This window comes from Pseudomonas sp. KH_046_1 (assembly GCF_057839025.1).
Map to the genome: position 1 here is coordinate 3446856 of NZ_CM174481.1, position 15009 is coordinate 3461864.

Annotated in this window: 14 protein-coding genes and 1 pseudogene; 2 read left to right on the forward strand and 13 right to left on the reverse strand. The window is 60.5% G+C overall.

Annotation, left to right across the window (positions count from 1 at the left end; all coding sequences use genetic code 11):
* Positions 1–252 precede the first annotated feature (252 nt).
* Positions 253–972: an AAA family ATPase gene (locus AC3IT9_RS15845; protein ID WP_489270326.1), complete on the forward strand. Its 720-nt coding sequence runs from the start codon at positions 253–255 to the stop codon at positions 970–972.
* A gap of 49 nt (positions 973–1021) precedes the next feature.
* On the opposite strand, the gene AC3IT9_RS15850 is transcribed toward AC3IT9_RS15845, so the two are convergent.
* The 11 genes and pseudogenes from AC3IT9_RS15850 to AC3IT9_RS15900 all read right to left on the reverse strand — a co-directional run bounded on the left by AC3IT9_RS15850 (position 1022) and on the right by AC3IT9_RS15900 (position 11051).
* Positions 1022–1345 (reverse strand): DUF971 domain-containing protein, encoded by a 324-nt coding sequence (locus AC3IT9_RS15850; protein WP_489270327.1) that lies wholly within the window; start codon positions 1343–1345, stop codon positions 1022–1024.
* On the reverse strand, positions 1342–2304 hold the full coding sequence (locus AC3IT9_RS15855) for a HEAT repeat domain-containing protein (RefSeq protein WP_150755757.1): 963 nt from the start codon (positions 2302–2304) through the stop codon (positions 1342–1344). Before AC3IT9_RS15855 ends, AC3IT9_RS15850 begins: the two co-directional genes overlap by 4 nt.
* A complete protein-coding gene (locus AC3IT9_RS15860; RefSeq protein ID WP_489270328.1) occupies positions 2301–3149 on the reverse strand; it encodes an ABC transporter ATP-binding protein in 849 nt (282 codons plus the stop codon). Before AC3IT9_RS15860 ends, AC3IT9_RS15855 begins: the two co-directional genes overlap by 4 nt.
* Positions 3149–3931 carry an ABC transporter permease gene (locus AC3IT9_RS15865; RefSeq protein WP_489270329.1) on the reverse strand — a complete coding sequence of 261 codons (783 nt, stop codon included), beginning with the start codon at positions 3929–3931 and terminating at the stop codon, positions 3149–3151. The genes AC3IT9_RS15860 and AC3IT9_RS15865 overlap by 1 nt, the downstream gene beginning before the upstream one ends.
* Before the next feature lie 139 nt (positions 3932–4070).
* A complete protein-coding gene (locus AC3IT9_RS15870; protein ID WP_489270330.1) occupies positions 4071–5477 on the reverse strand; it encodes an ABC transporter substrate-binding protein in 1407 nt (468 codons plus the stop codon).
* A gap of 317 nt (positions 5478–5794) precedes the next feature.
* The gene (locus tag AC3IT9_RS15875; RefSeq protein WP_008050632.1) at positions 5795–6040 is read right to left on the reverse strand and encodes a 4Fe-4S dicluster domain-containing protein; all 246 of its coding nucleotides are present in this window, start codon (positions 6038–6040) and stop codon (positions 5795–5797) included.
* Positions 6041–6066: 26 nt separating this feature from the next.
* Complete coding sequence (locus tag AC3IT9_RS15880) at positions 6067–7797, reverse strand: fumarate reductase/succinate dehydrogenase flavoprotein subunit (protein WP_150723595.1); 1731 nt, start codon at positions 7795–7797, stop codon at positions 6067–6069.
* The gene (locus tag AC3IT9_RS15885) at positions 7794–8546 is read right to left on the reverse strand and encodes a GntR family transcriptional regulator (protein ID WP_150723594.1); all 753 of its coding nucleotides are present in this window, start codon (positions 8544–8546) and stop codon (positions 7794–7796) included. Before AC3IT9_RS15885 ends, AC3IT9_RS15880 begins: the two co-directional genes overlap by 4 nt.
* 219 nt (positions 8547–8765) lie before the next feature.
* Positions 8766–8963 (reverse strand): annotated as a pseudogene (locus AC3IT9_RS15890) (gfo/Idh/MocA family oxidoreductase); the annotation flags it as partial.
* Positions 8964–9012: 49 nt separating this feature from the next.
* Positions 9013–9900: a Dyp-type peroxidase gene (locus AC3IT9_RS15895; RefSeq protein ID WP_489270332.1), complete on the reverse strand. Its 888-nt coding sequence runs from the start codon at positions 9898–9900 to the stop codon at positions 9013–9015.
* 110 nt (positions 9901–10010) lie between these two features.
* Positions 10011–11051 (reverse strand): AraC family transcriptional regulator, encoded by a 1041-nt coding sequence (locus tag AC3IT9_RS15900; RefSeq protein WP_150755764.1) that lies wholly within the window; start codon positions 11049–11051, stop codon positions 10011–10013.
* A gap of 208 nt (positions 11052–11259) precedes the next feature.
* Here AC3IT9_RS15900 and AC3IT9_RS15905 point away from each other — a divergent pair, with 208 nt between their 5' ends.
* Positions 11260–12204 carry a SphA family protein gene (locus tag AC3IT9_RS15905; RefSeq protein WP_150756895.1) on the forward strand — a complete coding sequence of 315 codons (945 nt, stop codon included), beginning with the start codon at positions 11260–11262 and terminating at the stop codon, positions 12202–12204.
* 105 nt (positions 12205–12309) lie between these two features.
* Here the strand turns inward: AC3IT9_RS15905 and AC3IT9_RS15910 are convergent, their stop codons facing one another.
* Entirely contained in the window at positions 12310–13518 is a 1209-nt protein-coding gene (locus AC3IT9_RS15910; RefSeq protein ID WP_489273521.1) for a DSD1 family PLP-dependent enzyme, read from the reverse strand.
* A gap of 74 nt (positions 13519–13592) precedes the next feature.
* Positions 13593–14987: a D-arabinono-1,4-lactone oxidase gene (locus AC3IT9_RS15915; RefSeq protein ID WP_489270334.1), complete on the reverse strand. Its 1395-nt coding sequence runs from the start codon at positions 14985–14987 to the stop codon at positions 13593–13595.
* Positions 14988–15009 lie beyond the last annotated feature (22 nt).

Genomic DNA, 15009 nt, shown 5'->3' on the forward strand with positions numbered 1-15009 from the left:
TCAGAACTCGAACACTTTGCTTTCCATTTTTTCGTTCTGCATGCTGATTCTCGGTGTAATGAGTGCCAGCAGATCAAACCACATTACCGACGCTTTGAACCTCGCAAATCCACTGACACTTGCAAGCCAGATAATGGAACAAGGCCTTGAATCCAACAAACTCATCACGACAGCAATAATTCTTTTATTTATTTCAGTACTGCACAGAACGTTCAAGCACCTGAGAATCAATCCCGTATGGAGCCGATACTGATGAAAAAATTCACGGCGCAGAGCATTGACTTCTCCTATACAGACAAGCCCCTCTTGACCCAGGCATCTCTTGAGGTTGCTCAAGGCGACATTGTCGGTATTCTGGGGCCCAATGGATCTGGAAAAACAACTTTTTTCGATATCGTCTGTGACCTTAAGAAAACAAAATCCGGCTCCATAAAAAACGACTTCAATCACTTTTTATACCTTTCTCAAATCATCACCACTCCCCCACCATTGCGCATGCGTGACATTTTTAAAATGGTGACCGCGCTGTCATCAAGCGAACCCATGACACAAGATAAAACCTTAAAAAAGCTAAGTGCGTGGAGCCCTGCGATAGTTGATCGATATCAAGACATATGGAACAAAAAATCATCGCTATGCAGCTACGGAGAGACACGTTGGTTCTTTACTCTCTCCCTTCTTTCAATTTCTGCAGACTTCGTGATTCTCGACGAACCTACTGCCGGTGTAGATCCGGAATTTCGTCGCTATATCTGGCAATGCCTTCGCGGCGCCGCCAGGGAGGGCACCGCCATTCTGGTTTCTTCGCATAATGTTGATGAAGTAATTAACCATTGTGATTATTTTTACATGATTAGCCAGCAACGCTTCAATCGCTTTGCCAATGGTAGTGAGTTCATGCATCGGTATGGCGTAAAGACTGTGGACGATGCGTTTATCCGAGCCGTTACTGAACCTGTATTCGCAGCATAAAGCCGGTCGACTGCTCGCGAAAACCGCCAAGGCGCACCGACTCCTCCAACTACATCGCTTTATCGTTCACGTCCATCGCGAGCAGGCTCGCTCCTACAGGGGTGAGTTGTGCCAGGTAGGCCCACGGATAAATCCCCCGCTCATGCCCATCGCTGAAGACCAGTTGCAGGCCATACCCTTGAGAGTGCAACTCGATCACCTGAACCCGCCCATCCACCAACGGCACCATCCCCCGCAACCGAAACGCCCGGCACTGCGAACACGGGCACTGTCGACGCAGTTCTGCATGTTCGAACACCTGTTCGCGACCATCCGGCCAGTTCAGGCGCAGCTGCTGTTTGCTGCGGGAATTGCCAATCGCCAGCGGGTTCATTGCAGTTGGCTCAAGGCAATGCGCACGGCCTTGCGCACTTCAGGGTCGCCGTCGTCTTGCGCGTCCTGCAATGCCGCTATGGCCCGTGGGTCGTTCAATTCGCCCAAGGCCAACGCGGCTTCCTTGCGCAGGTTGCTGATGCGGTGACCAAGGGTGTCGATCAGCGCTTCGAGAGCAGGTACAAAACGCAAGCGACCGAGGCTGCGGGTGGCGCGCAGTCGCACTTGCCAGTAATCGTCTTCCAGGGCGTCGATCAGGGCCGGGCCGGCGTCAAGGTGGCCGACCTTGCCCAGAGTGGTGGCGGCTTCTTCGCGGACTTGCCAGGCATCATCGCGCAAGGCCTGGCGCAGGGCCGGTAGCACTTGTGCGTCAGACGCCAGGCCCAGCGCCCCGGTGGCGGCGCGTCGCACGTCGGTGTCCGGGTCAGCGCTGGCCAGCCGCGCCAGTGCCGGCAAGGCCTCGAGTTGCTTGAGCCAGCCGAGCACGCCCACCGCCTCGCGGCGCACGCTGGCGCTTTCATCAATCAGTGCCCGGGCCGCCGCATCGGCGGCATCGGGGCAACGCAACTCGCGCAACGCCCGGAACGCGGCGATGCGCACGCCGCTGTCGACGTGCCCGGTCCACGGCAGAATGACTCGGCCCGCCGCTTCACTCTTGAGCAGGCTGAGGCTTTGCGCAGCGGCCACCTGCACCGCCGGGGATGGATCCGTCAGGGCCTGGCACAACGCTTCGACCACCGGCTCGTCCTCCCAGGCTTCCAGCAGGCGTGCGGCTTCGGCGCGAACGTCTGCAATCGGGTCTTCGGCCAGTCGATCGATCAACCACAGCAGGCCGTCCGGCTCCTCAAGATCGGCCAACTCGATCAGTGCGATACGGCGCACACCGGGGTCGTCATCGGTCAGGCGCGGTTGCAGGGCAAGGATGTCGTCGTTATCGGTTACATCGAATAGTGAGGTCATAGGGCAAATCGCGGCAGTTTGTTTTCAGGGGGAAGTCCGAGCGGGTTCAGGCGCGGCAGTTGCCGACCGTCTTCGTGCCGCAGGAGTTCGAGGCAATGGCGCTTGAGGTGCGAGAATTCAGGACGGGTCACCAACTCCGTGCTGCGCGGCCGGGGGAAGTCCAGGCGCAGGTCTTCGATGATCCGCCCGGGGCGCGAGCTCATGACCAGCAGGCGATCGGCGAGGAATAGCGCTTCGTCAATGTCATGGGTGACAAACACCACGGTGGTGCGGATGCGCGTCCAGATGTCCAGCAGCAGTTCCTGCATGTTCAATCGGGTCAGGGCATCGAGGGCACCGAAGGGTTCGTCCATCAGCAACAGGCGCGGACGGTTGACCAGCACCCGGGCGATTTCCACCCGTTGCTGCATGCCGCCGGAGAGCTGATCGGGCCAACGCCCGGCAAAGTCTTCGAGGCCCACCAGGGCGAGGATTTCATCCGCCGCTTTGTGCCGTTCGGCCTTGCCGACGCCACGCATTTTCAAGCCAAACGCCACGTTGTCGCGCACCGTGCGCCACGGAAACAGTGTGTGCTGCTGGAACACCATGCCGCGTTGTGGCGATGGACCGGAGACTGCGGCGCCATCGACGTTAAGCGTGCCGGTGCGCGGTTGCAGGTGGCCGGCCAGGGCGCCGAGCAAGGTGGATTTGCCGCAACCGGACGGCCCGAGAATGCACACGAACTGCCCCGGCTCGATCTGGCAGTCGAGGCCCTGCACTGCTTCGAAAGCCTCGTGGCCCTCGCCCAGGCTGATCGACAGCCCGCGAATGTCGATACGCCCTTCCAGGTGTTGAAAAACGCTCATCAGGCTTTTCCTCGTGGTAGATGCCAGGGCGTGAACAGCCCGCCCAGACGCTTGATCAACAGACTGCTGCCCATCCCGAGCACGCCGATCAGCAACATGCCGACCACGATGTCGGCGTAGTTCTGGATGGTGTAGGACTCCCAGGTGTAATAGCCGATGCCGAATTGGCCGGAGATCATTTCCGCCGTCACCAGGCAGAACCACGAGGTGCCCATGCCGATGGCCAGGCCGGTGATGATGCTGGGCGCTGCGCCCGGCAGTACGACCTCCAGCAGGATTGCCCGGCGCCCTGCCCCGAGGCTTTTCGCCGAGGCGATCAGCCGTGGGTCGACGCCTTCGACGCCGTGCACGGTGTTGAGCAAGATCGGGAACAGTGCGCCGGTGAAGGTGATGAACACCATCGACAGCTCCGAGGAGGGAAACATCAGGATCGCCAGGGGAATCCACGCCACCGCCGGGATCGGGCGCAGCACTTCCAGGGGCGGCAGCAGCAGATCTTCGGCCCATTTCGAGCGGCCGATGGCCAGGCCCAGGGCCACGCCGATGATCAGCGCCGCGAGGTAACCGGCGAATACCCGGCCGAGGCTGCTGCCCAGGTGCTGCGCGAGCTTGCCCGAGTCGCCGAGGCCGAGGGCGGCTTCAATGACCGCCACGGGTGTCGGGATGTTGGCGAAGGTCACCAGGCCGAGGTTCCAGTGGTGGCTGGCGGCGAGTTGCCAGAATACGAGGCAGAGCAGCAAGGATGCGGCTCTGGGAATCCAGCGTGAATATGATCGGTACACAATTATTCCTCTCAACCCGAGAATCCTGTGGGAGCGAGCCTGCTCGCGATAGCGGACTGACATTCAACATTGATGTCGACTGACCCACCGCATTCGCGAGCAGGCTCGCTCCCACAGGGGATCAGTGGTGTTCTGGGGATTAGCGAACTGCCACGGCCTGGGCTGTGGCATCGGTAAAGTCAAAGACCTTGCCGCCCTGCGCCGTGGCAAATTGTTGGGCCTGACCTTTGAGCAGGAACGCACTCAGCCGCCCTTTGCCATCGGTGGCAAACCACGCCTGATCCGCCAGCAGCTTGATCCCGCTGTCGCTGGCCTGGGCGTACACCGCGCGGATGTTCTTGCCTTCCTGTTTCAGCGCTGTCAGCGCGGTAAATGCCGACTCCGCCGAGGCGTACTGGCGGACTTTCGGCTCGCCGCGCACCCAGATTTCCGCCACGTGGCTGACGTCGGTGATGGCTTGGCCGTTGGCGGCATCGACGGCTTTGAGCGGCGCCTGCCCGTAACTGGCCAGTTGCGCGCTGTAGTCCAGCTTCGAGGCCTTGAAGGCGGCGCGGATGTATTGGTCGTCGATGAAGGTATTGAGATCGAGACCGCGATCCGCCTTCTTCAATAGCTTGAGGGTATCGATGGCGGTGCCCACGGCCTGACGGTACTCCGGCTTCCAGCTCAGGTCGCGGGTCTGCACACCGAGGGGGCCATGGAACAGGTAATTGACCTCGGCATCGACCCCGGTGACCTTGGCGATCAACTCGCTGTACTTCTCCGGCTCAGCCGCCAACAGTTGGTTGGCTTCGATACTCGCCCGCAGGTAAGCGACGACGATTTCCGGGTACTTCTTCGCATAGGCCTGATCGACCAGCGCACCGTGGAAGGTCGGCGCGTTGGCCTGGGCGCCGTCATAAATCTTGCGGGCGAAACCACGGCTGGGGAACAGTTCGGCGAATGGCACGAAGTCGGCATGGGCATCGATCTTGCCGGCCTGCAACGCGGAGCCGGCGACTTCCGGCGGCTGGGCGATGATGTTCACGTCCTTGAGCGGGTCCCAGCCCTGGGCCGCGACGGCGCGCAGCAGCATGCCATGGGCGGTGGAAGCGAACGGCACGGAAATGGTCTTGCCCTTGAGCTCTGCCAGCGACTGCACGCCCGATGCGCTCGGCACCACGATGCCGTTGCCGCTGCCCTTGATGCTGCCCGACAGCACGCTGATGAACAGGCTGTGCTTGCCCGCCGTTTCGAACGCCACGCCGTTGAATGCGCCGGGGAAGTCGGCCATGGCGCCGAAGTCGAGTTTGCCGGCCACCATCTCGTTGGTCAGGGGGGCGCCGCTGGTGAAGTTTTTCCACTGCACGTCGTATTGGGCGTCTTTGTAGGGGCCATCGTGGGGCAGGTATTTGTCCAGCAGCCCGAGTTCGCGAATCAACAATCCGCCGGCGGCGCAGTTGATCGTGGTGTCCTGGGTGCCGATGGCAATGCGGATGGTTTCGGCCGAAGCCGACAGGGTGAATGAAGCCAGTACCAGACCGGCCAAAGCTGCACGCAACATCATGAGTGTTTCCCCTCGAATCATTTATTGGATGTTCGTCTCCGCCACGATCAGGGCGCGGTGGGAAACGAGGGGTGTTTTGAATCAGGCGTCCGGTGGTGCCGGATGGCGTTTTTGGGTTGTCCTTACTGGCCTCTTCGCGGGCAAGCCCGCTCCCACAGGTTTTTCTGGCGTACACAAGATTTGTGACTGGCCTCGATCCCCTGTGGGAGCGGGCTTGCTCGCGAATGCGTCCGTCCAGTCAATGGAGATGCCAGCTGTGCCGGCCTCTTCGCGAGCAAGTCGAATCGTCGCACCGCCGCTCCCACATGGACAGTGTTTCAGCGCAGCAGGTACGGGATCTCGACTTTCACAGCGCCAGTCGGGCAGTCCTTTTCACAGGGCATGCAATACCAGCATTCATCGAACGCCATGTAGGCCTTTTGCGTGGCCGGGTTGATCGCCAACAGGTCCATCGGGCAAACGTCGACGCACACGGTGCAGCCTTTGTGGGCGATGCATTTGTCCTCGTCGACGGTGACGGGGGCGTTGGAACGGAAGAAGATTTCCTGGGCTTGATAGGCCATTTCACGGTCTCTCTCTTGGGTGATGCTCAGGCGGCATCCGCACCGACCCGCAGCCGGTCGTAGGCCTGCATCTCGTCGGCATCCAGCGGGATGATGTAAGGCTCGACGGCTTTCTTGAAACTGCTCATCAAACCGTTTTCGTCTTTCTTCAGGTGGCAATGGCAGAACCAGTCGCGATCGTTGCGTTGTGGGTGATCGACGCGATGGTGGTAAAGCCCCCAGCGGCTTTCGGCGCGGAACAATGAAGCGCGGGCGGCCATTTCGGCGCAGTCGCGGATCATGCTGACTTCCATGGCGCGCATCAGCTCGTGGGCGTTGTGGGCCTTGATCTGGTCGAGGTCGCGCTGGATGTCGCTGAAGCGTTGCAGGCCGATCTGCATCTTCTTGGTCACTTTCGGCGGTTGCAGGTAGTCGTTGACGAAGCGTCGCAGCTTGTATTCGACCTGGGCCGGTGGCAGACCGTGTAAACGATCCAGCGGTGCATAGACCCGTTGTTTTTCGGTTTCGATCTGCCGAGCATCCAGGGCTGAAAACTCGCGCCCGGCGACAAAATCCGCTGCATTGTTGCCAGCGAACCAGCCGTAGGTGAACGCGCCGAGCATGTAGTTGTGCGGCACGGCGGCCATGTCCCCGGCCGAGTACAAGCCCTTGACCGAGGTCTCGGCCTTCTCGTTGACCCACACCCCCGACGCCGAATGCCCACTGCAAAAACCGATCTCGGAGATGTGCATCTCGACCATCTGAGTGCGGTAGTCGGTGCCGCGATTGGCGTGGAACTGGCCGCGACTCGGACGTTCGTTGCTGTGCAGGATCTCTTCGATGTTCTGGATGGTTTCCTCGGCCAGGTGATCGAGTTTGAGGAACACCGGGCCATTGCCGCTTTCCAGCTCCTGATGGAATTCCCACATCATCTGCCCGCTCCAGTAGTCGCACTCGATGAAGCGTTCACCCTTGTTGTTGGCGGTGTAGCCACCCAAGGGCCCGGTGACGTAGGCGCAAGCCGGGCCGTTGTAATCCTTGATCAGCGGGTTGATCTGGAAGCATTCCAGGTTCGCCAGTTCGGCCCCGGCGTGGTAGGCCATCGAGTAGCCGTCGCCGGCATTGGTCGGGTTTTCGTAGGTACCCATCAGGTAGCCCGAGGACGGTAATCCCAGGCGCCCGGCGGCACCGCAGGCGAGGATCACCGCCTTGGCCTTGATCACATGGAAGTCAGCGGTTCGGCAATCAAAGCCCATCACGCCGTTGACCGCGCCCTCTTCATCCGTCAGCAATCGGGTGCAAACCAGGCGATTGGTGATGCTCACCCGCGCACGCTTCAACTGCCGATAGAGGACTTTCTTGATGTCGTGCCCTTCCGGCATCGGCAACACATAAGCGCCCATGTGGTGGACCTTTTTCACCGCATAGTCGCCGGTTTCGTCCTTCTCGAATTTCACGCCCCAGCGGTCCAGTTGCTCGATAGTCTCGAAGCTGTGGGTGGCATAGGCATACACCGCAGCCTGATTGACGATGCCGTCGTTGGCGATGGTGATTTCCTTGGTGTATTGCTCAGGCGTCGAGTGACCGGGAATGATCGCGTTGTTCAGGCCGTCCATGCCCATGCTGATCGCGCCACTGCGCTTGACGTTGGCCTTGTCAATCAACAACACCCGCAGGTCGCGGTTGCGTTCCTTGGCCTTGATCGCCGCCATGGGGCCGGCGGTGCCGCCACCGATGACGACGATGTCGTATTCCTGCTCCAACGTGCTGCGCGTCATGCCTGCTCCCCTTTTTGCCGGTCGATCCGCAGGCGGTACTGGAAGGCATCGCCACGGTAGTAAAGGTGTTCGAAGTCCAGCGGCCAACCGTCGACATCGTGGGTCAGGCGTTCGATGCGCATGATCGGCGAGCCGGGTTCAACGCTCAGCGCCCGAGTCAGGTCGCTGTCCGCCAATACCGCATCGATGGCCAGGTCGGCATGCCCCAGGGTCAGGCCGCAGTCGTTTTCCAGGATCTGGAAAATGTCGCGGGTGACCAGGTCGGCTTTTTCCAGGCGTTCACCAATGGCCTTGGGCAGGTAAGTGATTTCCAGGGAAATCGGCTCGCGATTGATCAGGCGCACCCGCTTGATCTGCGCCACGACCTCGCCTTCGGCCACCTGCAAACGCTCGGCGACGAGCTTGTCGGCGGCAATGAACTTGAAGCTGCGCAGGCGGTTGATCACCTCGTAGCCACGACCGGTCATGGACTCGGCCAGTCCTTGCAGGGTGCTGACGTTCTGGAAGGTTTTCGGCTTGGCGACGAAGGTACCCTTGCCGTGGATCTTGAAGATCAGCCCTTCCTTTTGCAGGTCGCCCAAAGCCTGGCGCACGGTGATGCGGCTGACCTTGAACAACGCACCAAGCTCGCTTTCGGAAGGCATCTGGCTGTCTTGCGGGTATTCGCCGTCGAGGATGCGAGCGCGCAGCACGTCTCGCAGCTGGGTGTGCAACGGGACGCTGCTCAGGGATAGAACGTTATCGGTCATGGCAGATCACTTGTTATAACGAGTTATGACGTGATCTTAGAGAGGTTATGACAGGCTTGAGAAATACCGAATGCGCATAAGGTTAGATGCGCTGCGCAATCCTGAATGTGGGAGCGAGCCTGCTCGCGAAGGCGTCATGCCAGTGATGCAAATGTTGAATGACACACCGCATTCGCGAGCAGGCTCGCTCCCACAGGGGAATTGTGTGGCCGTAGGGTACTAGTTGCGCTTGAGGATCCGGTCCATCACCCAATCGGTCTTCAGCGCCTGCTCGGCCACGGCCGGGTGCTGCGCCTCGCCACGAATATGCGCATTCATGCCCAATACGTGGTGCCACTGAATGTGTGCGTGATGCTCGATGTTCAGGCTGAGGTGTTCATCGATGTGCAGCTCGACCGGGTGTTCATTGAACACTGCCACAACCGATCATGCCCCAGCACACCAGGTTCATAGCACTCCTTGCGGCTCAGCCGATGCGCAATGCGCGCAGGTCCAGTCGACCGTCCTTGAGCGGCGGGCACCAGTAGTAGCCACCGGTGATCGGACGGCTGATGCGGTACAGACCGTCGGTGATGCCGTCTTCCAGGCCACTCATGCGGCGCAGTTGGGCTTCGAAGGCATCGAGGGAAAAACCGAAGGCCAGGAACATCAGCCCGGCGCGGTCACCTTCGATCCACGGCATCGAGCGGCGCACCACGAAGGCCTCGGGCGCAAAGCTTTCCTGGGCGGTGCGTTTGACGTGGGCGGAAACCGGCGCGTCGTCGATCTCTTCGTTATCGCTCAAACGGCGGCCCATGATGTTGTCTTTTTCATCCGCCGACAGCCCATGGAAACCTTTCAAGTCATGCTGCCACTGCTGGATCGCGGCGAAGCTGCCACCCACCGTGCCGTCCGCGCCCTCACCCACCAGGGCGGCGGCCACGGCGGCTGCGTCGTGGGGGTTCTCGGTGCCGTCTTCGAAGCCGGTCAGGTCATGCCCGGTCATATGGCGGAAGGTTTCGTTCATCTGCACCAGACGCAACGCCGGGGCCACCGCCGCTTCGATAGCGTTGCTGCGGTTTAGCAACTCACCACGGTCTTCACCGTGCAGCCAGCACCAGAGCGCGTGCTGGGTCGACGGATTGTCGACGCCGACGCCAGCCAGTGCAGGGAAAGTGCGCAGGCCTTCGATCTGCCCATCCAGTGCCTTGACCAGGGATTCGCCGAAGCCGACGACAGCCGATTTCCCGTCCACCAGTTGCATCAAGTTATCGAGTGCGACCGGCAATGCTTCGACGGATTCGAGGGCGAAGAACATATGGCGGGCTTGAGGCGGAACGGGGGTGGCGAGAATGCCCGGCTGGTAATGGCTCATATGAACTCCTTGAAAAAGAGCATGGAGTTTAACCGGAGTACGAGGGTTTGTGTGCCGTCAGAGGCCAGTAACCTGTGGCAAAGGGGCTTACCCCCTTCACCACAAAAAGATCAAACCACGCTGGGGCTTTCGTTGCGGAACGCACTCGGGCTCATGCCGGTCCAGCGCTTGAACGCCCGGCGAAAGCTGCGCACGTCGCTGTAGCCGACTTCCTCGGTGATGCGTTCGATGGACATATCCGGGTTGGCCAGCAGGCTCATGGTGCGGGCCTGGCGCACTTGTTCCAGCAGCGTTTCGAAGGTCAGCGCGTGTTCGGTGAGGCGGCGGCGCAAGGTGCGGCTACTCATGTTCAGGTCGCCGGCGATTTTCTCGATGTGGCTGCCTTCGGTCAGGTCCCGGGCAATCGCCCGTTCCACCGCCTGGATCAGGTCCATTTTCTGGTGCACCTGCGCGGCTTCCAGTTCGAGCAGTTTCACGGCCTGACGCAGGGCCAGGGAATGGTGATTGGGCAAGTGAACGCCCAGCCAATGTGCCTCGATCACCATGCGGTTTTGCAGGCAACCGAAACGCACGTCCGCCCCCAGCAGGCGCGAATATTCGCCGAGATAGTCCGGCGCGGCATGCATGAACTCCACGGCCATCGGCTTGAAATCCGCCCCGACCAGCGCCCGGCCGTACACCAACAGGCTGGCGAAAAACTCCTCGACCGCGAACAACTGCACGTCGGCGAACGGCAAGCGGCATTCAACGTCGATAAACACCCGATCCCCCGCCTCCTCCACACTCGACACGACAATGCCGCCAGAGGTGTGTTGATGGCGAATGCCCAGCTCGAAGGCATCGCGCAGGGTCTTGCACAGCGACAACACATGCCCCAACAACCCCAGCGTACCGAGCACATTCTGCGCGCCGACCCACAAGCCCAGCCCCTGATTGGGCAAAGCCTTGAGCGCGCGCTGAATCATCGCCACGGCCTGGCGATAGGAAATGCGCTGCGCCGGGTCCTGCAGGTCTTCAAAGGTAAACCCCAACCCTCGGCACAGGCTCTGTGGGTGGATGCCTTTTTGCTCGGCGACTTCGGCCAGGGTCTGCAGGAGAAACGGCGACACCAGCGCCAGTTCAAAGGTGGGATCGATCACTTTCATTTGCATGGGGCCATACATTCCGGGACGAGCTGCATTCTTATTTTTGTAACAGGCTATGTCGAAGGAAGTTAGCACAGGGTTCAAAGGCTGTCCGCAGAAGTCCCCCTAAATGGCCGCCAATACCCTGCCTTGCAGGGCGCAGACAGCTTATTTCTATGTTGCGGCCCTCGTATGGATGCCGGACAGCCCGCTAACAATAATAATGAGTACACCCATGATCCCGACCCGCACGACACTTCCCCTACTGGTCATTGGCCTGGCCGGCGTCTGCGCCCTGCAACCGGCACTGGCCACCGAGGCCGGCGTGGACAACATCGGCACCGGCACCGACGGCTTTTTCATGTTGCCGCTTTCGCCCGACAGCCTTCCGGACAACATGGTTGCGTTCAACCTCTACTACAACCACTACAAAGCCACGAAGCTGAACATCAGTTCACTCGGCGGCAAGGTGCCGAACGTCGAGATCGAGTCCACGGCGGTCATTCCGCGCCTGGATTACCTCAGCCCGGTGCGCGTGTTTGGCGGCCGGCTGGGTGGCTACATCGCGCAGCCCTGGCTCAAGCAGGAAGTCTCGGTGTTCGGCTTGCAGGACACCCGCGAAGGCATGGGCGACACCACGGTCGCGCCGATCATTCTCTGGGACATGGGCCCAAACCTGACCCTCGGCGCCGCCATCGAAGTCACCGTGCCGACCGGCGAATACAGCGTTGATCGCCTGGCCAACACCAGCAACAACTTCTACACCTACAAACCGCTGTTCTCCTTCACCTGGCTGCCGACGGACAGAACCGAGGTGTCGATGAAGACCACCTACAGTTTCAACGAGAAAAACAAGGACACCGACTACAAGTCGGGGCAGATTTTCCACTTCGACTATTCCGCCAGTTTCAAGATCACCGACGACCTGATGCTCGGGTTGAACGGCTACTACCTCAAGCAAACCACCGACGACAAACAGTTCGGCCACACCGTGCAGTTCAATGGCCAGGACGTGAACGACGGGGTGCGCGGGCAGGTGTTTGCCATTGGCCCGGCGCTGCACTGGACCTTTCTCGAATACGCCAGCGCGGAGCTTCGCTGGGCCAAGGAGTTCGACGTGGAAAACCGGCCTGAAGGGGAAATGCTTTGGGCGAAGGTCAGTATTCCGTATGCGTTTTGACTGAGCTGACGCTATCGCGAGCAGGCTCACTCCTACATTGGAATGCATTCCAAATGTGGGAGTGAGCCTGCTCGCGATAGCGGTCTAACAGACTCAGAATCTTCTTCAGGAATACACCGGCCAGCTATCCACAATCTTCCCACCCCGAACCGCCAGCAAATCCCCGAACTGCAACAACACCGACTCCGTCTGGAACGGCCGCAAGAACACCTGATCCTCAACCGTCAGCCCCACCGCCGCCGACCCATTGACCATTTCCTGGTTCGAGCTGCGGCCATACACACCATTGCTCTGCAACCCCGCTGGCGATTCGAACTGCGCCATCCAGTTACCGCCATAGATGAAATACGTTTCGCGCTGATTGATGTCCCACCAGGAAAACAGCCTGGACTTGTCATCCAGCGCCGGAATATTCACCGCCCCGGTGCTTTTCAACACCGGCGTGGCGATGTAAGCGGCCGGCACATGCTCCACCAGTGACGGCAAATCATAATGAGTGGGCTTGAGCATCGCCGTTCCCACCGACACTTCACTGCTGAGCTGTTCATGTTCATGCATGCGATAGCTCGGGCTGCCGGCCGTATTGAGGGTCAGCCCTTCGCGCCACAAACCGGGGTATTGCTGACGGGTAAAATCGACGCAACGGTTGTAGATCACCATCACCTTGGCGAACAGCTCCTCGGGCGCGCCCAGAATCCCCGGCACGCCCATGCCCACGAACGGGTCGTAACCCATGAACCCGGCGAATTCCAGGTGCTGCGGGTGCTGGCTGATCAGCGTCAGCATCTGCCCGAGTGCGCCAAGGTCGCTGACGCCACCGCGATGCAGCCCGACATCCAGTTCGATGTTCACCCGCAATCGCGTGCCCAGCCCCTGCGCCAGGGCGAGGTATTGCTGCAGGCGTTGCGGCGTATCGAGCAACCATTGCAATTGCTTCGAAGGGTCGAAAGGCCCCTTGTGCAACTGATAGAACAACTCGGCCGAACGCACCGGCAGCGGCTTGCCCAACAGAATGTCGGCCTCGGCAAACTGCACCGCGTCATGATTGAGAAACGGCTGGTGAAACGACATCAGGCGTTGGGTGCCGGCGCGCCGGGCGATGTAGGCCAGCAGTCCCGGCGACGGCAGTGATTTTTCCACCAGGCGCAGGTGTTTTCCGCCGCGCTTGACCGATTGCATCACCACATCGATGTTGTGATCCAGCCGATCAAGGTCGATCAGCATCACCGGTCGCATCGGGCCGTGGTCCTTGAGTTCACGGTTAAGCGTACGGAAGTAATCGCTGTACGGCGCGCCTCGGTCACCCGGCCGCAGCCACGCCCCGCCCCCCACCAACAAGGCGCCGACGCCTGCGCTGCCGAGCAAAAAATTGCGGCGATTGACAGCCATCAGCTCACCCCCAGAATCGATGACAGATGCGCATTGAGAAATTTTCCGCTGGGGTCGAGCGCCTGCCGCACCTGGATGAATTCCTGCCAGCGCGGGTACAGCGGCTGCAGGTTTTTCGCGTTCAGCGTGTGCAACTTGCCCCAGTGGGGCCGACCGTTGTACTTCCAGAAAATCGGCTCGATGGCGGCGAAGAAGTTGTGATGATCCATCTGGTAATGCTGGTGGACCGAGATCGAACAGCTGTCGCGGCCTTCGAACATGCTCAGGGGAATGTCGTCGGCCTTGACGTACCGGTATTCAATTGGAAACCAGGTACGCAGGTCCTTGTCCTGGATCAGTTTGAGGATCTCGCGCAAACAGGCCGGGCCGTATTCGGCCGGCACGGAGTATTCCATTTCGTTGAAACGCACCGTGCGCACGTTGGCGTAGATGTCGAACGAGTCACCCACCCGGTCATCGAAACTGGCCAGGTGGCGCAGGCTGTTGAGCATGGTGCGGCGCAGGTCCGGGAAGTCGCTGGCGTATTTGTCGATCTTCTCGATCAGCGTGACAAACTCGTTGCCGCCCTCCTCATCCGCCGGCACCGGCGGTGTGGCCGGGTCGGTGGTTTCGTTCAGGGCGATCGACAAGGCGTAGTCGGAATGGGTCACCACGAGCATTTCCCAGTGCTGGTTTTCCCGGGTGTTCTTGTCCAGGTCTTCCAGCAACTCTTCGGTCTTGGCGATCCACTGCCGTTCCCGCAAGCGATACGCCGGGCGGTTTTGCAGACGCACTTTGGTTGCCACGCCCAACGCCCCCAGGGACACCCGGGCTGCGCTGAACACTTCAGGATGGCGGCTGGTGTCGCAGTCCAGTACCTCGCCGCTGGCGGTCACCAACTGCATGCCGCAGACGTGCGCCGAATAAGACTGAAAGTGCTTGCCGGTACCGTGGGTCGAGGTCGAGATCGCGCCGGCCAGGGTCTGGTAATCGATGTCAGCCATGTTCTGCAGGGCCTGGCCGATGTCCTTGAGCGGCGTGCCCATGCGTGACATCGGCGTACCGGCAGCGAACTCGGCCTGCAGGGTTTTCGGATCGTGATCGAGCAAGCCCGTGAAATAACTCAGCGACAGCAAAGTGCCATCGGTGGGCACCAGCGCGCTGAAGGAATGCGCCGAGCCCACCGGCCGAATCCTGCCGGGGGCCTGGCGCACCACTTGCGTCAACTCATCCAGGTTCTTGGGCGCCAGTCGCGCCGCCGGCAGGCAACTCTGGCCGCCCGACCAGTTGCGCCAGGGAATCAGGCGTGGCGCGCGCAGCAGCTCGGCCAGTGCTGGCGTTGAGCCGAGCGCGGTAAAGGCGCCAATGACGCTCGCCCGTTGCAACAACTGACGCCGTGTCAGGTCCATCGTCATGAATCGCACCCTGCCGTTCTTG